Origin of the sequence: Vibrio sp. 10N.286.55.E10, from assembly GCF_002872555.1 — a bacterium.
Lineage (GTDB): Bacteria > Pseudomonadota > Gammaproteobacteria > Enterobacterales > Vibrionaceae > Vibrio > Vibrio crassostreae.
The window spans coordinates 1-22,085 of the sequence record NZ_MCSD01000046.1 but is presented as its reverse complement, the minus strand read 5'-3'; the positions used below and the strand labels follow the sequence as shown (position 1 = coordinate 22,085).

Here is a 22,085-nt window from a genome sequence, read left to right as displayed (position 1 = left end):
GACCAGTGAAGCACTGTCTTGAATTGATGTTGATTCTTTAGTTTTGGCATTAACGATATTCAATGAGTAACGCGATAAAATATTTCAGCCATTTAAGGCGAAGTTGGAATAGGAGTAGTAATGAAAATAGTAGAAGCAAAACACTCTGACTTAGAGAGTCTGTTCGTGTATCTGGATACACAGTTGTCAGAAATCGCATTAGAAGAAACACCGCTATTCCAACCAGTATCAAAGTCCGATTGTAAAATGTCGGAAGCACACAAGGCTCGCTTTTCTGATGGGTTTAAGTTTGAGTTTGGAGCGAACGGCTGGCGAAAAATTTGGTTAGCTAAAGATTCGAATGGTGCTATTCGTGGCCATATCGACTTGCGCTATCATAATGGCAATTACTGCTCTCACCGTGTGTTACTTGGTATGGGTGTCGACAGCAGCGTGAGAAAGCAAGGCTTAGGCTCCAAGCTAATGAATGTGGCGACTCAATACTGCCGAGAGAACGAAGCGATTGATTGGCTAGACCTCAACGTGTTGTCAAACAACCTTCCGGCTAAAAATCTTTATTTGAGAACAGGGTTTACGGTTGTCGGCGAAATGGAAGACTACTATCGAATTGATGGTCAGTCGGTGTCTGAACTAACAATGACGTTGGAGACGAAAGGGTAAAAGATCCAAGTCAATCAGGAGACTAACTTGAGCAGACCAATAGCAATTCTGATTTATGTCCCAAACGTAGAGCAGGGGCTCAGTTGGTATCAAGCGGCCTTTCCTGAGTCTGTCGCGACCTATCATCCGTCTTCTGACTTTACAACTCTAGATATCAATGGTTTTTCTATTGAGATTGTACAAGCGGATGAGAAAGTTGGCTCTGGCAAAAAGGGAACAGTCCTTTATTGGTCTACAGAGGATTTTGACAAGTCACTTTTGCATTTTCAGTTAATTGGGGCTCAGTTATACAGAGGTCCAATGGAGATCGAGGGCGGATTAACGATGTGCCAAGTCGAGGACCCTTTTGGAAATCTGATTGGTTTACGAGGCATTCGTAAAAATATCGCTTGTAATGAGACACGACTAGATAGCGAATAAAGGAATAACAATGATCACTATCGAAAGGCTTAATGATGCTCATATTGAGCAAGTTAACGAAATTCAGCTCGCAGATGAGCAGGTTAAATTCGCAGGAACAGCAGCGGACTTTCTATTAGACGGCAGCGAGACCACGCATCTACATATTATCAAAGATGGCAGTGAGGTGGTGGGCTTCTTTAAGCTGGATGTTGCTTACCCAGCTGGCTACAAATTTTGCCCTGAAGGTAGTATCGGCTTAAGGGCGTTTGCGCTTGATAACAACCAACAAGGAAAGGGGCTAGGTACTGGCGCGGTGAAAGCTCTATTTCCGTATCTAGCAGCCAATTACGAAGGGTATGATTGGATTTACTTAACGGTTAATTGTAAAAATCCCGCAGCTTATAACTGCTATGTTAAAGGTGGTTTTGAAGATACCAATGAACAGTACTTAGGCGGTGCCGCTGGCCCACAGTTCATTATGCGCGGAGCCATTGACGCTTAACTTAAATCTGTTTATCAAAAGGCAACTGGGAATCAAAGGAAAGGCCATGAAAGTTCAATATCTTGAAATTGTTACCTCTGAAGTAGATACGGTTTGTGCAACTTACGCGCAGATCTACGATGTGAAGTTTAGTGATGTGGATGTGAACTTAGGTGGTGCTCGTACCGCTAAGCTCTCTAATGGTGGAGTGATTGGTGTGAGGGGACCACTCCGTGAAACTGAGGAGCCAGTCGTTCGCCATTACACGTTGGTGAAAGACATTGAAGCCGCAGTAAACGCAGCTGAAAAGTTGGGTGCTGAAGTTGCCGTTCCACCAATGGAGTTACCACGTCACGGAATGTGTGCCATTGTCATTCAAAGTGGTGTTGAGCTCGGTTTTTGGCAGCTGTAGCTGGCCTTTTTACCAAAAGGTAAAATATAAAGCGGCATTTGTTCTAAGGAGGGAACATGTCAATTACATCCTATCCCCTCAACAAGGTATGTTATGAAACAGAATATTGTCCATATTGCACTTGTCGTAAAAGACTACGATGAAGCCCTAGATTTCTACGTAAACAAACTCAAGTTTGAACTTATCGAAGATACCTACTTACCAGAAGAAGATAAGCGTTGGGTTGTTGTTGCTCCACCTAATTCACACGGTGTAAGCCTACTATTGGCGAGAGCATCCAAGCCCGAGCAACTGGATTTTATCGGTAATCAAGCTGGTGGACGTGTATTCCTATTCCTAAATACTGATGATTTTTGGCGTGACTATGAACGTATGGTGTCTCTTGGAATCAAATTCGTTCGAGAGCCGAAAGAGCAAGGCTACGGCACAGTAGCGGTATTCGAAGACCTTTATGGAAACCTATGGGATCTTCTGCAATTAAATCCAGATCACCCAATGGCGAATCGATAAGCCTGTGCATCACTAAAACATCAATTCAAGTTAAGGAGCGTATCGTGGAAGAAATCAAAGGCATTTTGGAATTCATGGCTGAAGTGGAAAAGTTGAAGGATGTTCATAGACAAACGAAGCCAGTTGGTCTGGATCGCTATGAAAACTCCGCTGAGCATAGCTGGCATGTCTGTTTGAGTGCTCTGATGTTGAAAGACTATGCGAATGAAGAGATCGATATAACCCGAGTGATGAAGATGTTGCTGATACACGATCTCGGTGAAATCGATGCAGGTGACACGATCATCTATGCCAGTGAAACAGAAGAAAACAAACTTAAAGAGAGAAACTGTGTCGAGCGTTTACTTGAGTCATTGCCGAGCCATCTAAGATCCGAATATTTGGAGTTATGGCTAGAATTTGAAGCGGGTGAGTCACCGGAAGCAAGGTTCGGTAAAGCGATCGATAGAGTTCCCCCTTTACTTCATAACATCCATGGTGGCGGTCATAGCTGGAGGAAGCACAATATATCCAAAGATAAGGTACTGACATTTAACGGTGACCGTATTTCTAAAGGCAGCAAGGCACTGTGGAGCGAACTAGAAGTTCAACTTGAAGCGGCTGCCGACCGAGGATTATTGAAGTAAATTCAAATTTAGCTTGCCAAGGGTGATGGACAAGGAATGACATCACCCCCGCCTTTTGGGTTCCTATATGGCCTTTCGATTGTGACATTCTCATCAAAATACTGAGATACTGTTTATTTATACAGTTATCGTGTGTATTCTCACTGCTCATCAAAAGGAGCAGTAAAAATGGCGTTCAAATACGAAGAAAAAGTCCCAAATCCAGCCGAGTTTTGTGAGATGCGGGTGAAAGCAAAATTATCACCGAAGTCACTGAAAGCAGCCACAATCGCTTTACCAAATAGTTTATACGGCATTTCTATTCGAGATGGTGATCAACTCATTGCGATGGGGCGTGTCGTTGGCGATGGTGCGTGTAATTTTGAAGTGGTTGATGTCGCCGTCGATCCAATTTATCAAGGGCAGGGCTTGGGCAGAAAAGTGATGGAATACATCGACAATTACCTATCTTCTGTTGCACTGGAAGGGTCGTATGTTTCCATGATTGCTGATGAACCGGTGTTTTATGAGAAACTCGGTTATAAGCTTGTATCTCCTTCTAGCCAAGGCATGACAAAGAAGTTTCCACCCAAGCGTATGTAATAAAAACTCGTGGCTCTACCATGGCGTTATGCAAAGAGCCTCAAGTTTAAAAGGAACACATCAATTAATGAAAAATAGAATCTTGGCGTTATCGCTGCTTGGCCTATCAAGCAGTGTATTCGCTGACAGTGAATTACCAAGCAGTAGTTATGAAATGACCGTTGCAGTTGAAGAGCAATCCCTAAAGCGCGACTTTCCATCGGTTAAGTTTGATTACCTTGGCCAGACGCTTACCACGAGCGTTGATGAGTGTTCGTATACTGGAACGCTCTCTCAACATGACGACGATACGATTCTTCTATCGGCCACGATGTCATGCACTAATGATAGTGGATCAAGCTACAGTGAGATGCCAGATTTTGTGCTCAAGCATGAGGGTGGTGAAGCGAGTATGAGTTTTGGTGATGGCGAGACTGATGTGTGGACATACTCCGTCACCGTTAAGAAGCTCGATTTATAGTTAACCTTCTTTAGCAAGTTGACACATTAGCCATGGCATTATCGTTGCATTGTGCAGCGTAACTACATACATGAGACGCCGATCAATATAATAAGTTAGATAATCCAACGTTAGATTGTTACTATGCAATCAACTTTATAAATGCGTATTGGTTTATATAAATGATTGATAGTAAGTACATTAAACACCCATACTACTGTGAAAACTGTAACTCAATGACTCCACACCTTGCTATGAGCAGCTCTGTTGAGGAGCAAAAGGAGCAAGCGGAATCAGAAGCAAGGCAGTGGAAAATAGGGATGTTGGTGGAGTATATCGTAAACCTGCTCTTTAAAGACGACAAAGACACGCCTGGCTTTTTCATAGACCAAGAATATCAATATCTGTGTGAGAAGTGCGGCACCAAGTCATGGCATTGATATTATTGGATTTGGTTTCATTCGACACCTAATTTTTAGCATCTAAAACTTCAGCTAAAAAGGCTCATTCTGCAGTTTCCTTTTTGTTATGGAGGACAAACGAGTGATATACCCAAAAGCTTTAAATATCGGTGACAAAATCGGATTTTTCTCACCGTCATCGCCCGCAACTGTCTTTGCACCTAATCGATTTGCTCGTGCTAAACGTTATTTGGAAAAGCAGGGCTTCATTCTAGTTGAAGGTTCGTTAACTGGAGAGTCAGAAGGGTATCGTTCTGGTTCCATTCAAGCGCGAGCTGAAGAACTCAATCAGCTCATTCGAGATCCTGACGTGCGCTGCATTATGTCGACCATTGGTGGTAACAACAGCAATTCACTGTTGCCATACATCGATTATGATGCCCTTAGAAACAACCCTAAGATCATCGTCGGCTATTCAGATGCCACAGCATTACTGTTAGGCATCTACGCTAAAACCGGATTGGTGACTTTCTATGGCCCGGCACTCGTCGCGTCATTTGGTGAGCTCCCACCGTTAGTCGACGAAACCTTCCAATCGTTTACTGACATCTTATGTTCGGATTCGAGCCAACATCAGTACACGATGCCTGAGAGTTGGACGGACATTAAATACGATTGGGAAACTCAAAACTCTGCAAAGCCAGTTTACAATAACGAATGGCACTTCATGGGAAGAGGTCAAGTCAGCGGTCGCGTGATTGGTGGCAACTTGAGTACGATGGCGGGGATTTGGGGCAGTGAATACATGCCAGAAATTCAGTCTGGCGACATTCTTCTTATTGAAGATTCACTAAAAGGCATTGAAGCGGTCGAGCGTTCATTCGCACACTTATTGGCTTGCGGAGTATTCGATAAAGTAGGCGCTATTGTACTCGGCAAACATGAACTGTTTGATGACAAAGGGACAGGGCGAACACCACTCGATGTACTTGTTGAAGTACTGAATGGTAATAATGTCCCGATCCTATATGGCTTCGACAGTTGCCACACTCATCCTATGCTAGTCACGCCACTAGGTGTGCAAGGTACTATTGATTTTAATGACCAAACATTCAAGCTTCAAAGCCAATGGTTAGCGTCGAGTTAACCTAAACTGATGATAATAAGACGCATTAGAAAAGTGATCCTCTCTGCAAACTGAGAATGGAAACGCGTCTATACTGACATGGGTTACGTCGCTGATTTTAGAGGTGGCGCTATGAATGTAAGTTTGATTAGGTTAAATCTCAGAGGTGACGATGAAAAAATTACTACCACTATGCGCCATTTTACTCTCGGCATCATTTTCAGCTGCGGCTTCTGATGGTTTGATTAAATACCAAAGTAATTACTCAGTGAAAGAGACTGCTGACCGCTTTGAAGAAATCGCCAAGAGCAAAGGTTTGACCTTGTTTGCGAGAATCGACCATCAGAAAAACGCGAGTAAGGTCGATCTTGAATTGAGACCAACGGAAGTCATCATCTTTGGTAACCCGAAAGTAGGGACACCATTAATGCAATGTGCTCAAGAAGTCGCGATAGATTTACCGCAGAAGGTGTTAGTCACTGAAGATTCTAGTAAGAAAGTATGGTTATCTTACAACGATCCTAATTACTTGGTAGAACGTCACGCGATCAATGGCTGTGACGAGTTAGTTAAGAAAATATCGGGCGTATTAAGCAAGCTATCGGAAGCGGCAGTGGCGAAAAAGAAAGCTAAATAACCAAGACCAATAAGCACTCATTAAGACTATTAGTGGGTGCGATATGACGATGATATCGCTCATTAGTCATTGTGTTGACAATTAAGCAACAATATATAAAAGTAGTTTTATGAAACTGAATTTAGCGCCATCTAACCAACGAATTATCATCATTCCATAGGAATGGTGGGATTGTTGATGCGTTTTGTTTATCGAACCCACCCGTAAGGTGGGTTTTTTGTATCTGTCTTATGGGTTTTATCTGAATAGAGAGGAAGTCATATGAAAAAGATCGCGGTTTTTGGCAAGCCTGGGAGTGGAAAGTCCACAGTCAGCAAAGCGTTAGCGCTAGCTACAGGTATAGAGCTTCACCAGTTGGACTCTATTGTTTATAAGGCCAGTGGAGAGTTTGTTGAACGTGAAGTATTCGAGCAGGCCCATGAGAGTATACTTAAGTCAGAAAGCTGGATCATTGATGGATTTGGCCCATTAGGTTCATTCAACGCACGTTTAGATGCCGCTGATACTTTGGTTTATATCGACCTTTCTTATCCCATTAGTTACTGGTTCGTCACAAAGCGAATGCTAAAAGGGATGTTCGTTAAACCTGAAGGCTGGCCTGATGGAAGTTCAGTTATAAAAGGTACGATACAAAGTTATAAGACACTAAAACTCTGCCCAAAATTTTGGAATGATGACTTTAGAGCGCGATTAGAATTTCACGCAAAAGTGAAAGAGGTTCACATAATCAGAAGCGTGAGTGAATTGAATAACTTTGTTCATCGACACGTGTAATGGTCATTAATGCCGCGCGTTGCTTTCAACGTTTTGGTTTGCTCATAACTTCATGAATATGTTTAGATTTAATTCAACGTGTGGCATATTTGTCATATATGTGGTTTGTGCTTTGAATTAAGGCGATAGATATTATGTATGGAAGTGAGAAGACGAGAGCGTTCTGCTGTAACTGTAAGGAACTGACACTCCACAAGTACACTATGTTCAGTAACCAAGCCGAAAAAGCGCCACAACATGAAAAGAAGCCAGGGTTGCTTGGAATGATTTTATCGTCGCTATCTTCAAGTGGCGGAAACGGTGACTATAAATGTACAAAGTGTGGAACCAATTTACGTACACCAGACAACTTAGATTGAGTTTGGCTTATACAAATAAAAACGGGAAGACTTCAATGATCTTCCCGTTAGGTATTACTTAATTCATCGCGCTATTGGTAGTTTTAGTGAGAAGCCTTATGCGCAACACTTCTTGTATTTCTTACCGCTACCGCAAGAGCATGGATCATTACGGTTAGGGGTCTTTTCAAACGTCATCGTTTTTGGCTTGTTTAGTAGAGTATCAAGCTCGATGGTGTTCTCTTCTTTGTCCGCGTTTACTGTAACGGTAACGAAGATAGTATTTTCAGCAGCTAGTGCTTCGACTTCTGCTTTACGTGCGTCAGTTTGAACCATTACAGCAATTGGAGATTCTTCAGTACCCGCTTTCACATCGCGGTTTACGTTGTAGCCTGCAAGAACGTGGTTCTGTCTTGTTTCGATACGGCCTTTGAAAAATAGTTTCGACATTGGGTACTCATTAAAAATGTTGAAAGGCGCTATTTTTAATGGCGATAGCGCAATGGAGCGGGGATTATACGCATATATTGCAATTGATAAAGCAGTGATGTGAGTAAAGGCTGTTTGGTTTTTGCTCGCGAGCAACGGATTGTTATCTAGCTTTGCTCTGATTAGATAAATTTTGAAATTCAAGACAATAAGATTTCCCTTAATACGCTTTTGAATGATAAATTCAAATTGTTAATTTAAACAAAGAGATAGTGTATGAAATTAGATGCCATTCTATGGGATTATGATGGAACCTTAGTCAATTCTGTTCCCAAAAATATCGCGATTACCAAAGATATAATCTCTGCGGTTGCTCCACACTTGTCAGGTGATAATTTACCCAAATACTTGTTGAGTGAAGCGCTTTATCATGAAGCCAACCACGGCGCTAAAAACTGGCAAGCCTTATATGTCGATTATTACGGGTTATCACATGACGAAATGTTGATAGCGGGTGGAATGTGGGCCGAGCATCAAGAGAAAAATCAAACGCCAGTCGCGCTGTTTGATGGAATGGAAGTGGTGATTAGCCAGTTCGCCCATCTTCCTCATGGTATTTGCTCTCAAAACTCTCAATTGAATATTCGTGGTGTACTCGACAGTTATGGCATTGGTGATTTGTTTAAATCGGTTGTCGGTTATGACGACGTATCAAATGGCAACCAAAAACCGCATCCATTCGGTGGTATCAAGTGTGTTAAAAATATCTTTGATAAAGCGCAAACCGATGAACTCTGTTTGATGTATATCGGCGATCATGAAGCGGACACACAGTTTGCACGCAATATCGAAGCTGCACTTGGCGATAAAGCAAAAGTCATTGCGGTAGCAGCGGGTTATAGCCGCTCTGAACCCGAAAACTGGCAAACCAAACCCGATTACATTGCTAATAATGTCGATGATCTTTTAACGATCATTGGTAAATATGCTTAATCGCTTTTAACGGACTTGATAATTTAAGGAAGAATAATGACATCAAAAGACGTGGTATTAGGTTTTTGGGATGCAATGCGCACCAACGACTTTGCCAAAGCGGCCGAATGGCTAGCGGAAGATTTTCAAGGTTATTGGCCTCAGTCGTCTGAATTGACGGTAGGGCGTGATAACTTCACAGCGATCAACTCTGAATACCCAGCGAATGGGATTTGGAAGTTTGAGCTGAACTCGATTGTTTGCGAAGGTGATACCGTCGTGACCGATGTATCAGTGACGGACAGCGTATTAAACGATCGCGTGATTACCTTTCACACGGTTGTTGATGGTTTAATCCAAAAGCAAACTGAGTTTTGGCCAGATGGCTTTGCTGCACAAGCGTGGCGTGCAAAGTGGGTTCAGATAGCGAGCCCTAAATCACTTAAGTAACAAGGCCAAATGCAATAACACGAAGCTCACAATAGAGTATGTGCATAACAACAATCAGATAAATAAAAGTCAGCTAGTTAGGAGATTTCATGAACAAGATCGTAATCGTTACAGGCGGAAGCCGAGGCATTGGTGCCGCTACATCGAAGCTATTAGCAAAACAAGGCTATGCGGTGTGTGTCAATTTCATACACAATGAATCAAGAGCTGATGAACTGGTGAATGAGATACGCGATCAGGGCGGTACTGCTATCTGTGTGCGTGCCGATGTGTCGGTAGAATCTGACGTAAAGTCCCTGTTCGAAATTGCCCGTCATAAGCTTGGGCCAATTACCCACTTGGTCAATAACGCTGGCATCTTATTTACCCAATCTGCACTAGAAGACATCGAGATTGATCGCTTTGAAAAGGTCATGAAATCGAATGTCTCAAGCTGTTTCTTATGCAGTAAAGCCTTTATCAAACAAGCCGATGGTGCAGGGTCGATTGTGAATGTATCGTCTGCCGCTTCTCGCACAGGCGCACCGTTTGAGTATGTGGATTACGCAGCATCGAAAGGTGCGATGGATTCACTGACCAAAGGACTATCACTTGAGCTTGCAGCGCGTAACATCCGAGTGAATGGCGTAAGGCCAGGTTGTATTTATACTGAGATGCACGCAGACGGCGGAGAGCCTGATCGCGTAGACAGACTAGCTTCGCAGCTACCGTTACAACGAGGTGGCACACCAGAAGAAGTCGCGAACTCTATCGCTTGGTTGTTATCAGATGAAGCTTCATATGTCACTGGCTCATTTATTGATATTGCGGGCGGTCGATAGGGCTTAGGGGCTCTAAAATTAAGAGAACGTAGGCTCTAAAAAACGCTTGTGAAGAACCACGCAACAAAAGTACCTAACTAAAAGAACGAAACTAAGAGTACAAACATGAAAAACTATTTTGAAAGCCCGTTTGTTGGCAAGTCACTCAAAGAACAATTGACTAACCCAAACATCATTGTGGGCGAACACAGCTATTACTCAGGTTATTACCACAACCACAGCTTTGATGATTGTGCGCGATATCTTTTACCTGATAGAACAGACATCGATAAGTTAATCATCGGCAGTTATTGCTCGATTGGCTCTGGTGCCGTGTTCATGATGGCGGGCAACCAAGGGCATCAAAACCAGTGGGTGAGTACATTCCCGTTTTTCTATCAAGAGGATGAGAAGTTTGAAGGTGCGATAGACGGCTTTGAACGCTCAGGCGACACTGTGATTGGTAACGATGTGTGGATTGGCACAGAGGCCATGATTATGAGCGGTGTTAAGGTCGGTGATGGGGCTATCATTGCAAGTCGAGCGGTTGTGACTAAAGACGTTGCACCATACTCGATTGTCGGTTCGAACCCAGCACGCCACATTCGATACCGCTTTAGCGAAGCGGAAATTACACAGCTACTAGAAATGAAATGGTGGGAATGGAGCGAAGAGCAAATCAAAGGTGCAATGTCGCTGATGTGTTCTTCAGATATCGGCGGACTTTACCAATACTGGAAGGCGCTCAAGTAGTCGCCTTCCCGATATAGCTTCGCGTGAAAATATATTCCCACATGATGTTTATACAAGAATACTCAAACAAGTGAAAACTTACTGAATTGCTTCTACGTACGTCAGAATATCCAGAGCATCTTGCTTTGTGATCACACCTTGCCACGCTGGCATGCCTTGCTCTACATCGCCTTCTAAAATGTCATCCGCCAAAGAACTTGGACTGGTAAAAAAGCCGCTCAATTTATTAGCGATGTTAGCGGGCTTGTGTGGCAATGAAGCGGCTGTAGGCCCGTCTCCGTGACCTTTGTCGCCATGACACACCTGACAAAGCTGTCGATATTTTGTCTTGCCGTTGGCGAAGTGGCTCGCATCGACTTCTGAGGCAGCACTCGCACTAAACGCCATCATTGAAGCGACTAAACCCAACAAAGCTAACACGTGTAACTGGTTGATGTATTTCATTGTTTTATTCTCGATTGTTATTTAACGGTGCAAGAATAAATAAGCGTGAGTAAAAGAAACGTGAATGACTACAGCGAGACTAAACTTAACTTAAATTCGCTTATGTGATTAAAGGTAAGCAATGTGATCTAGGTAAATGATTGATTATAAACAGTTTGCATAGTACAGCGTGCCGCATTAGCGTGATGGATGAATGGGAGGCATTATGATTAGTTGCAGTGATTACGATTATATTGAAATTGTGTGTATGCACCGGTACCCAATTAAGCTGACTTTGAATTCTGGTGAATGGGTTGAAGGTGTTGCTTTAGATACTAAGCGTAACCAAGACCGAGAAGAGTGCATCAAGCTAAGTGTTGAAGGTCGAGAACAACTTGTTGTGTTGACTGAAATTATCGAATTAGAAGTGTGTGTCGACAACCCTCATTTTAAGCAAATATCTTTCAAAACGTCATAGGGTGACATATGAATAATTCAATAGAACAAGGCTACTGCACATCTTGTCGTGAACGCACGCAACACGTTGTTGTTTTGGTTAGAAAGGAAAGTGCATTTGCAGGCAAGCCAAACCAAAAGCGACATGAATTTATCGCAGGCGTAATTAAAGGGTGGTTTTTGGGGCCTTTTATCGCCTCTATGGATGAGTTTTCTCGTCATGTTGTGTGTGAAAAGTGCGGACACAAAGAGATTCAAGATTAGAATTCGATTCAACGCGTACTGAACCTTCTGGTTTAAGAAAATGGCTTAGGAAATAGAAGAGTGAAAGAACAAATATTAGAAGCGATAAAAGCATATGGTTTTTCGGTAAGAACCAACAATACCGATGAGGTTGATCCGGCTAAGGCGCAAATTGGGCAATTGTGGCAAGGCTTTTTCGAACAAGCTTTTCCTAAGCTGACCCCAGACTCAAAGGTATACGGCGTTTACACCAACTACGAGTCAGATTTTACGGGCGAGTTTGATGTTATCGCGTGTACCAATGCGCTTACCGATAATAGTTTAGATAATCTAGTTGAAACCAATATCGAAGCAGGCAAGTACTTAACGTTTTCTGCTGAGGGTGAATTACCGCAAGCTGTGATCGACCTATGGGGTGAAGTGTGGGCGTATTTCAACGCAGCAGACTGCCCACATGTTCGAGCTTACACAACAGATTTCGAATTCTACAAAGGTGAAACTGAAGTCGAGATTTCGATTGCGATTAAGTGATTGGTTTAAAATGAACAAAAGGCTTAGCTTAGACTGTGGTCGCTAGTTAAGAGACAGTAGTTACCGGTAAAGAGACAACGGAAACCCAGTTAAGCCTTTGAATATCTGCTCATTACAAAGAAGATACAGTGTCACGTACTTACCTTGATTACTACGCTTTCTCTATCCTTGAATTACCATTATCCACCAAAAAGACAATCGTGCTTGGTTTCATTCCACAAAGGGTATTGCTTCATCACTTGGGTGTAGAGCTTACTTTCGAGATGCGCTCTTAACCAACGTCCTACGTTTTGATATTCCGATTTCACAAACCACTTCTTTTCGACTCGCACAAACTGGCTGACAAAAGGCATCACCGCAAAATCGGCCAAGCTTGGGGTTTCTCCAAAAAAGTAGGGCTGATCGGTGAGTCGCGCTTCCAGCTGACTAATGAAGGTTTCGCAGGCTTGTCGGCGTTGTTCAACATCGATGTTTCGGTAACGAACCGATGCACGATACTTTTCTAAATAGCTAATAAATTCTTCATCGTTGGTTTTAATGAGTTGCTGCACTTGTTCGCTAAGTATTGGCTCACTTGAACGCAGAAGATCTTGAGGATCGTTCTGTTGAAGTGCCCAGTTCATCACATCCAAGCTTTGTTCAATGACTTGTCCGTTGGGTAACACCAATACCGGTACTGTCCCTTTTGGCGAACTGGCTAATAGTTCGCTAGGCTTGTCTTTGGTAATGATTTCTCGAAGTAACACTTTTTGCTGTGATAGTGCGATGCCCATTCGTCCGCGCATTGCATAAGGGCAACGGCGCAAAGAATAAAGGATAGGTAGATCGGATTCGTTCGGCATTATTGAGGTCATTTAGTTTGAAAAGTGTTGTACGGTGGTAAAGAGATCGTGATGTGGGTAGAATACGCGGCTTAAAAATTATAAGTAAGTGAGCGACTTCAAAAATGAGCAGAAAAATTGAGTTATTAGCCCCAGGTGGCGATGTAGAAGCGATAAAAGCCGCCATCGTAGCGGGTGCTAATGCAGTTTATTGTGGTTTAGACACATTCAACGCTCGTAACAGAGCCTCTAACCTATCGTTAGACGAATTGAATGGTGTGATTCGCCTTGCTCATGAATACGGCTGTGAAGTGTTCCTGACTCTTAACGTTGTGCTACTGGAGCACGAGACTAAGAGCATCACCAAACTGCTGAACCAGCTTGTGAACACCAAAGTCGATGGCATCATTGTTCAAGACTTGGGTTTATTCAACCTGGTTAAGAAGCATTTCCCATCGTTAGACGTTCACGCGTCGACTCAGTTAACTACGCACAACGAAGGCCAGATTAAGTTCTTGTCTAAGATTGGCGCGACGCGCGTTAACTTGTCTCGTGAGTTGAACCTGCCTGAAATCAAGATGCTGACGGAAGTGGCACACGATCACGATGTACTAACCGAAGTGTTCGTACACGGCGCTCTGTGTATCGCATTCTCTGGTCAATGTTACTCAAGCTCAGTAAGTGTGGGTAACTCAGGTAACCGTGGTCGTTGCAGCCAAGCGTGTCGTGATGAATACGAAATCACCAATGCAGGCAACAAGTTCCCACTCAACCTGAAAGATAACTCAGCATACTACGACCTACCTGAATTGGTTGACGCGAAAGTCGACTCACTGAAAGTAGAAGGCCGTATTAAAGGCGCACACTACGTTTACACCGTGGTAGACACATGGCGTAAACAGATTGATAGCTTTGTAGAAAGTGGTTTGTTGATCGAAGACGATTCGAACCTGCACAAAGTATTCAACCGTGATTTCACCAACTCTTTCCTAAAGGGCAACCTAACGAAAGACATGTTCATCGATAACCCGCGCGACAACAGCATGAACTACGCTGTTGAGAAAGCGACGGAGCAGAACAACGAAATCTCAGTAGTACAAATTCAAGAAGTGACCAACGAACTTCACCAAGCGAAAGACGTTCTTGGTAACGAAATGCGTGACAAGATCGAGTTCCTTGATATTCGTAAGACACCAGTAGCCCTGTCGTTCAGTGCAAAAGTGGGTCAACCATTTACGGTGACTGTGAACACGCCAAAAGAGAACTTTACCCTTCAATCTAAATCGCTATTGAAAGCGGTTGAAGAGAAGGCTATTACTCAAGAGCTACTTGAGAAGCGATTCAAAAACGTGAAGAGTGCGGTTCACACACTAGAGAGCCACGACTTCAGTGAAGTGGATGCGGGCTTGCTGATTCCTCTTAAAGAGGTTTCGGATCTGAAAGACGAGATCGACTTCATTCTGAACGGTTCTGTGGAAGTGATTAAGCACGTTGAAGTGTCTGCACTGCCTCAACACCCTAAAGTGAACGAGAAGCCGACTATGTCGATGCTTATCGCTGACGTTGAAGACTTACACCTATGTGATGTGACTGACGCGGATGTTTACTTCAAACTGCCAGAAAGCTTCAAGAAGCGTTGTAACAAATACATCGACATCTTGGCAGCAAACCCACGTTTGATTCCTTGGTTCCCAGCGGTATTGATCGGTAAAGATTACGACGAAGCGGTTCGTATTCTAGAAGAGATCAAGCCAGCTCGCATCGTGACTAACAACACGGGTATTGCTTACAAAGCTTATGAGATGGGAATTGAGTGGGTTGCAGGCCCGTTCATGAACACAACCAACTCTCACGCACTGGTTACTTTGAAAGAAGAGCTTAACTGTGCTGGCGCATTCATTTCGAACGAGATCAACAAAGGTCAGATTCGTCATATTCGTCGCCCAGAGAACTTCAAACTGTTCTACAGCATTTACCACCCAATCTTGATGATGACTAGCCGTCAGTGTTTCTTCCAAAGAACAGTGGGTTGTAACAAGCCAAGTATTGAAGCGGGTTGTATGTTGAAGTGTGAGAAAGCAACCACGATTACCAACGTGAAAGGCATCTCTTTCGCGGTTGATAAACAGAAGGGTGGCTACCCAAGCATTTACAACCACGAGCAGTTCTTGAACCATGACGCAGTGACAGATTTCTCTGGTCTGTTCGACGAGTTCTTCATTGACCTAACCAACATCGGTGCAGGTTCTAAAGAAGTGAAAGATAAAGTCGAGCTTATCAAGCATTTCGAAGCGCTACTTAACGGCGTTGAAGGTTCACAACAGAACCTAGAGCAGATGGTTGAAGTTAGAACTAACGCTCAATACGTCCAAGGTCTATAGGGTTCAAGGTTTATAACGCTTAAACGTGTAACTGCTTATAAACACTTTGAACCAATAAACACAAGGCCACTCAATCGAGTGGCCTTTTTAATGTCTGAAACTTTCTGAGTCTTTCTCAATCAGCGAATACGTTATTCTGTCACGGCTTCTTGTTTGAAGCATGGGCTTTTCAACGTGTTCATCTTTTCGATTTCATTGGTTAAGCGTAACGAGAGCAGGGCTTTTTGGTTTGAAGCAAAATCAAACATCACGATAGTTGCGGTGCCGATGGTCGTCAGTTTCTGCTGAGCCTTACTGACAATCGCGTATTCCATAGTGAACCGGTCATCTTGAATGTCGGTAACACGTGAGCCAACCATCAAGGTATCTGGATACGTGACTGGGCGGAAATACTTACAGTAAGTGTCACCTAGAACAGGACCAACTTTGGTAATCGCCATCTCTTCCATTAGCTCGACGTGTTTGAAAAAATCTAAGCGAGCGGTTTCGAAATAGCGAAAATATACGGCGTTGTTAACGTGATTGAGTGCGTCCATTTCTCCCCAAGCGACAGGGATTTCTGTTACTACCGGGTAGTCAGATAATAGTGCTTCCATGCGAACTCTCTTATGCTTATCTGTGTAATTAACGTTATCGACTTACCCTTCATCGGGATAAGTTGTTATTGGAATAAAAACCCTACCGCCAAATTAACAAAACTGCAACACGTGTGATTCAAGTTTTTGAAGCTCGAAACCACACAATGTCAGTCACTTAGTTACACCTGCACGCAATGGTTAGGCACTAAGGTGTTTGAATTGCAGCTCAACCAAGCGTTGGTACAATTCGCAGCTATTGATGAGAGACTGGTGGTCGCCGATGTCTACTAGCTGTCCTTTATCGAGCACCGCAATCTGGTCGGCGTGTTTAATTGTTGATAATCGATGGGCGATAATGATCGTCGTTCTGCCACGCATTAACTCTTCTAACGCTTGTTGTACGTGATGCTCACTTTCACTGTCTAGTGCACTGGTTGCTTCATCCAACAATAGAATATTCGGATCTTTCAAGATGGCACGAGCGATAGCAATACGCTGTCTCTGTCCACCAGAAAGCCTTACACCACGCTCACCAAGAAAGCTGTTGTAGCCATCTGGTAGGTTCTGAATAAACTCGTGCGCGTGTGCTTTCTTAGCCGCTTCGATAACTTGCTCGTCTGTTGCCTGCGGGTTGCCGTAGCGAATGTTATGGAACACATCATTACTGAACAGAGCAGGTTGCTGCGGCACCAATGCCATCTGCTTTCTTAGCTCGTTAGGATCAAACTGATTTAGTTCAACGCCGCCTAACGTCACTTTACCCACTTGTGGGTCGTAGAAACGTTGCAGCAGCTCGAATAGGGTGGTTTTACCTGCGCCAGATGGGCCAACCAATGCCAATACTTTGCCTTCATGGGCAGTGAGCGTGAGGTTGCTTGTTGCGGGCTGGTCCGGTCTTGATGGGTAACAGAAGGTCACATCATCAAATGCGACTTCTGGCGTTACGTTAGCAAGCGAAGTTGGATTCGCAACTGGTGCAACAATATGGCTTTCAACTTGTAGGATCTCGATTAATCGCTCGGTCGCACCTGCCGCACGTTGCAGTTCGCCCATCACTTCAGAGATCGTACCTAATGACGAAGCAACCATGATTGCGTAGAACACAAACGCGGCTAAATCACCTGCTGACATAGTGCCGTTGATGACATCACTGCCGCCAACCCAAAGCATGCCTGCAATAGCACTAAATACAATCACGATAACGCCAGAGATAAGAATCGCGCGTTGTTTTACTCGCTGGCGACCAATCTCATAAGCCTTTTCAACTTCTACCGCGAATGACGATTTCTCTTGCTCTTCTCTGCTGTAGCTTTGCACAGTTTTAATGTGTTCAATCGCTTCACCTGCATAAGAACCCACATCAGACATTGAATCTTGGCTTTGGCGAGATAGGGCTCTTACACGACGCCCGTAGACAAGAATAGGAATCAAGATAAACGGCACCGAGGCCAATACAATCAACGTCAGCTTAATATTGGTAGCAAACAGCATGATGATTGCACCAACACACATCAACGCGCTGCGCATCGCCATAGAGAAAGATGAACCAATGATGCTTTGAAGCAGAGTGGTGTCCGTTGTGATGCGCGACATGATGTCGCCACTGCCATTGGTTTCGAAGTAACTCGGATGCAGCGTCACGACATGATTGAAAACCGATAAGCGAATGTCCGCACTCACACGTTCCCCAACAGAAGAAACCAAATAGAAGCGGAAGAAAGTACCAATCGAGATTAACACGACCACGACCATGATGAATTGAATCGCGCTGCCTAAATCTGAGAGTGATTGTTGGCTGAAACCTTGGTCGATGAGAAGACGAATACCGTGTCCGACGGAAAGGGTTAAGCTTGCCGTGAAGATCAACGCGATCAACGCTGCAATAACACGACCTTTATAAGGCTTAATGAATTTACTGAGCTCAAACAAAATACTGAGGCTTTTTTTCTCAGGTTTGGCATCGGGATTCTTTTGAGTCTGTCGCTGGTTTGAGTCGAGCGTAGAAGAGACATCGTTTTGCATATGACTGCCTTAATGTGTTGTCGCTTTAAAAATAGATGGCTTATTACTTATTGCTTATGGTTTATTACTTATTACTTATTACTTATTACTTATTGCTTATGGTTTATGACTTATTGCCTGTACTGCGCGTTGTTCGCTGGGAAGTAATTGCTATTGAGAATAGAACCCATTAAAGCATTTATTGCGCTGTGACGCTCCCTAGGAAACTCAATTTCCAATATTTCCTCACCTCTAAATGAATAATTCGAAACGACCTGAAAGGAAAACTAAGCATTCTGATTCAGTCAGCTCGATACCAAAGCAGGGGATTTACCCCTAATTTTTATGCAAGTAAATTGGCGTTTATAGGAGAGTGCACTCATAAGTTACCAATCGAACGATGATTTATAAATTGATAGCGAAACGATTGCTTTTTGTCTCGATATTAACTTTATCAATGACTTGCAATTTTTGGTTGTAAGACCAGTTATAGCGACTGTTTTTTGTGCAATGTTTGTTACAAAAATTCAACAAAGTAGTTTTTTATACATTTTTCTTGCATAAAACCTCGGATTGAATAGAATAACCAACAAATGACAATTAATGCAGTATTGTGGCATGAGTATTCAAGTAAAGAGCATCAACAAATCATACGGTGATACCCAAGTTCTTCACGACATCAGTTTCGACTGTGAGAGTGGCGAAACCTTGGTATTGCTTGGCCCAAGCGGCGCGGGCAAGAGTTCATTACTGCGTGTATTGAACCTGCTAGAAATCGCGGACAACGGCGAGTTAGACATTGCGAACGAGCAATTCGACTTTTCAAGCCAAATCCAAGAGAAGCAAGGGCTTAAACTTCGTCGTAAAGTCGGCATGGTGTTCCAGCAATACAACTTATGGCCACACATGACGGTGATGGAGAACTTGATTGAAGCACCAACCAAAGTGGCGGGTTTGGATAAGCAAGAAGCGATTAAGCAAGCTCAAGAAGTACTAAAGACACTTCAACTTGCTGACAAAGCAGACGCTTGGCCACTTCAACTGTCTGGTGGTCAGCAACAACGTGTTGCGATTGCTCGTGCTCTTATGATGAAGCCAGATGTATTGCTGTTCGACGAACCAACGGCAGCACTCGACCCAGAGATCACCAACCAAGTTGTTAGTATCATCAAAGAGCTAAGCGGCACTGGGATCACTCAGGTTGTTGTGACTCACGAAGTTGATTTCGCCAAGAAGATTGCAAGCCATGTTCTTTACCTTGAGAAGGGTTACATCGTGGAACACGGTACCAACGACGCATTTATTAACCCGCAGACTCCAGAGTTTGCTGAGTATCTTACTCATTAAGTAAGTCAGTTATTAAAAGAAAGTTGACTCACTAGATTTAGCTAAACACAACATCAATTAAAACAATCAAATTATAAGAATGGCCACAGGCCGCTATTACACAGTATTCGGAGTAACAAAATGAAAAAGATTCTACTAGCTTCACTTATCGGCCTTGCTTCTTTCAACGCAGCAGCTCAAGAAGAAATCAAATTCGCAATGGAAGCAACTTACGCACCATTCGAATACATGGATGAGAACAACCAAATCCAAGGTTTTGATGTAGATCTAGCAAACGCACTTTGTGAAGAGATGAAAGCGACATGTACTTTCCACAACCAAGCGTTCGATAGCTTGATCCCTGCACTTAAATTCAAACGTTACGATGCCGCTATCTCAGCAATGGACATCACTGAAGCGCGTCTTCAACAAGTAAACTTCTCTAACGCTTACTACGATAACTCTGCAGCATTCATCTCTTTCGAAGGCAAAGTAGCAGACCAAGCCGCTCTAGAAGGCAAGCGTGTTGGTGTTCAAAATGGTTCGACTCACCAGAGCTACCTACTTGAGCAAATGACTGGCGTAACAGCAGTACCTTACTCAAGCTACCAAGATGCATTCATCGACATGAAGAACGGTCGTATCGATTCTGTATTCGGTGACACAGCTGTTGTAGCTGAATGGTTCAAGAAAGAAGACAACCTAACGTACGTTGGCGGCCAAGTAACAAACCAAGAGTACTTCGGTAACGGCTTTGGTATCGCAGTAAACAAGAGCAACCAAGAGCTTGTAGACCAGCTTAACGTTGCACTGGCAGCAGTGAAAGCGAACGGCGAATACGACAAGATCTTCAACAAGTACTTCGGTAAGTAATTTATGGAATTAACGGGTTACTCTTTAGGGCTCGTCGAAGCAAGCTGGATGACTGTTCAGCTTGCGTTCGTAAGCCTATTGGTTGGATTGGTTCTAGCAGTTTTGTTTGCAAGTGGTGAGATGTCTCGTCGTATCGCAATCAAATGGCCAACGACTGCATTTGTGACGATTGTTCGTGGTTTACCAGAAATTCTGGTCGTACTGTTTATCTACTTTGGTTCGACACAAGTTCTGTTCATGATCACTGGCGATTTCATAGAAGTGAGCCCGTTCTTATCTGGTGTTGTTGCACTGTCACTTATTTTTGCTTCTTACGCTTCGCAAACCTTGCGTGGTGCTTTGAAAGCAGTAAGCAAAGGGCAGAGAGAAGCAGCAAGCGCGCTTGGTATTTCTCAGTCTCGTGCATTCTTTCGTATTGTGTTACCTCAAGCGGTAAGACACGCACTGCCAGGATTAACCAACCAATGGTTAGTGTTATTGAAAGACACAGCGTTAGTTTCGCTGATTGGTGTAACAGATTTGCTGAAACAAGCACAACTAACATCAGCGGCAACGCACGAAGCATTTACTTGGTACGCGACAGCAGCAGCAATCTACTTGGTCATCACTTTAATCACACAAAGACTAGTAAAAGTGATTGATGGTAAGTTCTCTATTCAAGGTTTGGGTAACAAAGGGGCAATGGCATGAATCAACAATACCTCTCTCAAATGCTTGAAGGCTTAGCGACCAGTATTCAACTCACAGGCGCTTCACTGCTTGTTGGTTGTATCTTGTCATTGCTGATGACGGTTACGCTAATCCTAAGAATACCAGCCATTCACTGGTTCACTCGCGGCATCATCACGCTGTTCACTGGCACACCATTATTGGTGCAGATCTTCTTGGTGTATTACGGCCCGGGTCAGTTCGATTGGATTCGTGAAAGCTTCATGTGGGCTTGGTTAAGCCAGCCTTGGTTCTGTGCGATGCTAGCATTAGCTTTGAACACCGCCGCATACAGCACGCTACTGTTCAGAGGTGCGTTCAACGCGATTCCAGCAGGGCAGTGGGAAGCATGTCGCGCGCTAGGCATGGACAAAATCGCAACGCTTAAAGTGTTACTGCCATACGCTTTGCGCCGTGCTGTTCCAGCTTATTCGAACGAAGTGATTCTAGTCTTCAAAGGTACGTCACTGGCAAGCACCATCACCATCATGGATTTGATGGGCTACGCTCAGCGTATCAACGGCCAAACCTACGACACGCTCACCGTGTTCGGCATTGCTGGCGCATTTTACTTAGCAGTGAACGGCATACTAACGCTGATCTTCCGTCAGGTAGAGAAAAAAGCCCTCGCATTCGAAGCCGCGTAAGCTAGCTACTCACAAGCTTAACTAACGTATAAAGCCTGCCATTTATGTTCTCATAAATGGCAGGCTTTTTTGTTTTTGGGGTACGTACACGAGTACTGTTTTTATATCCAGCCATTCGGGGTTTTTACGAAATTCATACTATATGGGAATATTCTGCATTTTGTCATTCAATGGGTTTATCTATGTTTTAAGTCACTGAAATGCTGTGATTAATCGTGGTACATTGCCGTGCATATGAAACTAGATAGAAAGATTCTATATTTAAATGCAGAATTTTTCGGTCTAATAGCTGTTGAACTAAGCCG

Annotated in this window: 30 protein-coding genes; 25 read left to right on the top strand and 5 right to left on the bottom strand. The window is 43.6% G+C overall.

From position 1 onward, the window contains the following. Positions 1-120 precede the first annotated feature (120 nt). The 13 genes from BCV39_RS18875 to BCV39_RS23400 all read left to right on the top strand — a co-directional run bounded on the left by BCV39_RS18875 (position 121) and on the right by BCV39_RS23400 (position 7,409). Complete coding sequence (locus BCV39_RS18875) at positions 121-660, top strand: GNAT family N-acetyltransferase (RefSeq protein WP_102431838.1); 540 nt, start codon at positions 121-123, stop codon at positions 658-660. Between the two features lie 27 nt (positions 661-687). After that, positions 688-1,080 (top strand): VOC family protein, encoded by a 393-nt coding sequence (locus BCV39_RS18870; RefSeq protein ID WP_102431839.1) that lies wholly within the window; start codon positions 688-690, stop codon positions 1,078-1,080. A 10-nt stretch (positions 1,081-1,090) separates the two neighbouring features. Continuing rightward, positions 1,091-1,564, top strand: coding sequence for a GNAT family N-acetyltransferase (locus BCV39_RS18865; protein ID WP_102431840.1), 474 nt, complete (start codon positions 1,091-1,093; stop codon positions 1,562-1,564). Between the two features lie 46 nt (positions 1,565-1,610). Beyond that, positions 1,611-1,955 (top strand): hydroxylase, encoded by a 345-nt coding sequence (locus BCV39_RS18860; RefSeq protein ID WP_102431841.1) that lies wholly within the window; start codon positions 1,611-1,613, stop codon positions 1,953-1,955. Between the two features lie 93 nt (positions 1,956-2,048). Continuing rightward, on the top strand, positions 2,049-2,465 hold the full coding sequence (locus BCV39_RS18855; protein ID WP_102431842.1) for a VOC family protein: 417 nt from the start codon (positions 2,049-2,051) through the stop codon (positions 2,463-2,465). A gap of 44 nt (positions 2,466-2,509) precedes the next feature. Further along, entirely contained in the window at positions 2,510-3,091 is a 582-nt protein-coding gene (locus BCV39_RS18850; RefSeq protein WP_102431843.1) for an HD domain-containing protein, read from the top strand. A 168-nt stretch (positions 3,092-3,259) separates the two neighbouring features. Further along, positions 3,260-3,673: a GNAT family N-acetyltransferase gene (locus tag BCV39_RS18845; RefSeq protein ID WP_008217743.1), complete on the top strand. Its 414-nt coding sequence runs from the start codon at positions 3,260-3,262 to the stop codon at positions 3,671-3,673. Positions 3,674-3,740: 67 nt separating this feature from the next. Continuing rightward, a complete protein-coding gene (locus tag BCV39_RS18840; protein ID WP_102431844.1) occupies positions 3,741-4,133 on the top strand; it encodes a hypothetical protein in 393 nt (130 codons plus the stop codon). Between the two features lie 161 nt (positions 4,134-4,294). Continuing rightward, positions 4,295-4,552: a hypothetical protein gene (locus BCV39_RS18835; RefSeq protein ID WP_102431845.1), complete on the top strand. Its 258-nt coding sequence runs from the start codon at positions 4,295-4,297 to the stop codon at positions 4,550-4,552. A gap of 103 nt (positions 4,553-4,655) precedes the next feature. Beyond that, complete coding sequence (locus BCV39_RS18830; protein ID WP_102431846.1) at positions 4,656-5,660, top strand: S66 peptidase family protein; 1,005 nt, start codon at positions 4,656-4,658, stop codon at positions 5,658-5,660. Positions 5,661-5,811: 151 nt separating this feature from the next. Then, a complete protein-coding gene (locus BCV39_RS18825; RefSeq protein WP_102431847.1) occupies positions 5,812-6,276 on the top strand; it encodes a DUF302 domain-containing protein in 465 nt (154 codons plus the stop codon). A gap of 261 nt (positions 6,277-6,537) precedes the next feature. Continuing rightward, positions 6,538-7,050, top strand: a complete 513-nt coding sequence (locus BCV39_RS18820; RefSeq protein WP_102431848.1) for an adenylate kinase — start codon at positions 6,538-6,540, stop codon at positions 7,048-7,050. 134 nt (positions 7,051-7,184) lie between these two features. Continuing rightward, positions 7,185-7,409, top strand: a complete 225-nt coding sequence (locus BCV39_RS23400; protein ID WP_048658671.1) for a hypothetical protein — start codon at positions 7,185-7,187, stop codon at positions 7,407-7,409. A 96-nt stretch (positions 7,410-7,505) separates the two neighbouring features. Here BCV39_RS23400 and BCV39_RS18810 read toward each other — a convergent pair whose 3' ends face one another. Next, positions 7,506-7,838 (bottom strand): PBPRA1643 family SWIM/SEC-C metal-binding motif protein, encoded by a 333-nt coding sequence (locus BCV39_RS18810; protein WP_048658672.1) that lies wholly within the window; start codon positions 7,836-7,838, stop codon positions 7,506-7,508. A gap of 255 nt (positions 7,839-8,093) precedes the next feature. Between BCV39_RS18810 and BCV39_RS18805 the strand changes: the two genes are divergently transcribed. The 4 genes from BCV39_RS18805 to catB all read left to right on the top strand — a co-directional run bounded on the left by BCV39_RS18805 (position 8,094) and on the right by catB (position 10,792). Then, complete coding sequence (locus BCV39_RS18805) at positions 8,094-8,810, top strand: HAD family hydrolase (RefSeq protein WP_102431849.1); 717 nt, start codon at positions 8,094-8,096, stop codon at positions 8,808-8,810. Positions 8,811-8,846: 36 nt separating this feature from the next. Beyond that, positions 8,847-9,239 carry a nuclear transport factor 2 family protein gene (locus tag BCV39_RS18800; RefSeq protein WP_102431850.1) on the top strand — a complete coding sequence of 131 codons (393 nt, stop codon included), beginning with the start codon at positions 8,847-8,849 and terminating at the stop codon, positions 9,237-9,239. Between the two features lie 89 nt (positions 9,240-9,328). Further along, a complete protein-coding gene (locus BCV39_RS18795) occupies positions 9,329-10,060 on the top strand; it encodes an SDR family oxidoreductase (RefSeq protein ID WP_102431851.1) in 732 nt (243 codons plus the stop codon). 105 nt (positions 10,061-10,165) lie between these two features. Continuing rightward, complete coding sequence (catB, locus tag BCV39_RS18790; protein ID WP_102431852.1) at positions 10,166-10,792, top strand: type B chloramphenicol O-acetyltransferase; 627 nt, start codon at positions 10,166-10,168, stop codon at positions 10,790-10,792. A gap of 78 nt (positions 10,793-10,870) precedes the next feature. Here the strand turns inward: catB and BCV39_RS18785 are convergent, their stop codons facing one another. Then, entirely contained in the window at positions 10,871-11,236 is a 366-nt protein-coding gene (locus BCV39_RS18785; RefSeq protein WP_102431853.1) for a cytochrome c, read from the bottom strand. A 205-nt stretch (positions 11,237-11,441) separates the two neighbouring features. On the opposite strand from BCV39_RS18785, the gene BCV39_RS18780 reads away from it, so the two are divergent. From BCV39_RS18780 to BCV39_RS18770, 3 genes are read left to right on the top strand one after another with little or no spacing between them, the layout of a single operon-like run. Beyond that, positions 11,442-11,693 (top strand): Rho-binding antiterminator, encoded by a 252-nt coding sequence (locus tag BCV39_RS18780; RefSeq protein WP_048658678.1) that lies wholly within the window; start codon positions 11,442-11,444, stop codon positions 11,691-11,693. A gap of 8 nt (positions 11,694-11,701) precedes the next feature. Beyond that, a complete protein-coding gene (locus BCV39_RS18775; protein WP_102266822.1) occupies positions 11,702-11,935 on the top strand; it encodes a hypothetical protein in 234 nt (77 codons plus the stop codon). Between the two features lie 60 nt (positions 11,936-11,995). Then, positions 11,996-12,445 (top strand): GyrI-like domain-containing protein, encoded by a 450-nt coding sequence (locus tag BCV39_RS18770; RefSeq protein WP_102431854.1) that lies wholly within the window; start codon positions 11,996-11,998, stop codon positions 12,443-12,445. Positions 12,446-12,624: 179 nt separating this feature from the next. Here the strand turns inward: BCV39_RS18770 and BCV39_RS18765 are convergent, their stop codons facing one another. Continuing rightward, positions 12,625-13,287 (bottom strand): glutathione S-transferase, encoded by a 663-nt coding sequence (locus tag BCV39_RS18765; RefSeq protein ID WP_102431855.1) that lies wholly within the window; start codon positions 13,285-13,287, stop codon positions 12,625-12,627. A gap of 104 nt (positions 13,288-13,391) precedes the next feature. Between BCV39_RS18765 and BCV39_RS18760 the strand changes: the two genes are divergently transcribed. Further along, a complete protein-coding gene (locus tag BCV39_RS18760; protein ID WP_102431856.1) occupies positions 13,392-15,647 on the top strand; it encodes a peptidase U32 family protein in 2,256 nt (751 codons plus the stop codon). A gap of 131 nt (positions 15,648-15,778) precedes the next feature. Here the strand turns inward: BCV39_RS18760 and BCV39_RS18755 are convergent, their stop codons facing one another. Together BCV39_RS18755 and BCV39_RS18750 are read right to left on the bottom strand one after the other, a co-directional pair. Next, positions 15,779-16,243 (bottom strand): acyl-CoA thioesterase, encoded by a 465-nt coding sequence (locus tag BCV39_RS18755; RefSeq protein WP_048664989.1) that lies wholly within the window; start codon positions 16,241-16,243, stop codon positions 15,779-15,781. Positions 16,244-16,423: 180 nt separating this feature from the next. Continuing rightward, entirely contained in the window at positions 16,424-18,247 is a 1,824-nt protein-coding gene (locus tag BCV39_RS18750) for an ABC transporter ATP-binding protein/permease (protein ID WP_102431857.1), read from the bottom strand. A 597-nt stretch (positions 18,248-18,844) separates the two neighbouring features. Here BCV39_RS18750 and artP point away from each other — a divergent pair. The 4 genes from artP (at position 18,845) to artM (ending at position 21,780) form a co-directional block, all read left to right on the top strand. Further along, positions 18,845-19,573 (top strand): arginine ABC transporter ATP-binding protein ArtP, encoded by a 729-nt coding sequence (artP, locus tag BCV39_RS18745; RefSeq protein WP_048658777.1) that lies wholly within the window; start codon positions 18,845-18,847, stop codon positions 19,571-19,573. Positions 19,574-19,693: 120 nt separating this feature from the next. Beyond that, positions 19,694-20,425: a lysine/arginine/ornithine ABC transporter substrate-binding protein gene (locus BCV39_RS18740; protein WP_102431858.1), complete on the top strand. Its 732-nt coding sequence runs from the start codon at positions 19,694-19,696 to the stop codon at positions 20,423-20,425. A 3-nt stretch (positions 20,426-20,428) separates the two neighbouring features. After that, positions 20,429-21,115, top strand: a complete 687-nt coding sequence (gene artQ, locus BCV39_RS18735; protein ID WP_017061822.1) for an arginine ABC transporter permease ArtQ — start codon at positions 20,429-20,431, stop codon at positions 21,113-21,115. Continuing rightward, entirely contained in the window at positions 21,112-21,780 is a 669-nt protein-coding gene (gene artM, locus BCV39_RS18730) for an arginine ABC transporter permease ArtM (RefSeq protein ID WP_102431859.1), read from the top strand. The genes artQ and artM overlap by 4 nt, the downstream gene beginning before the upstream one ends. Positions 21,781-22,085: the final 305 nt, after the last annotated feature.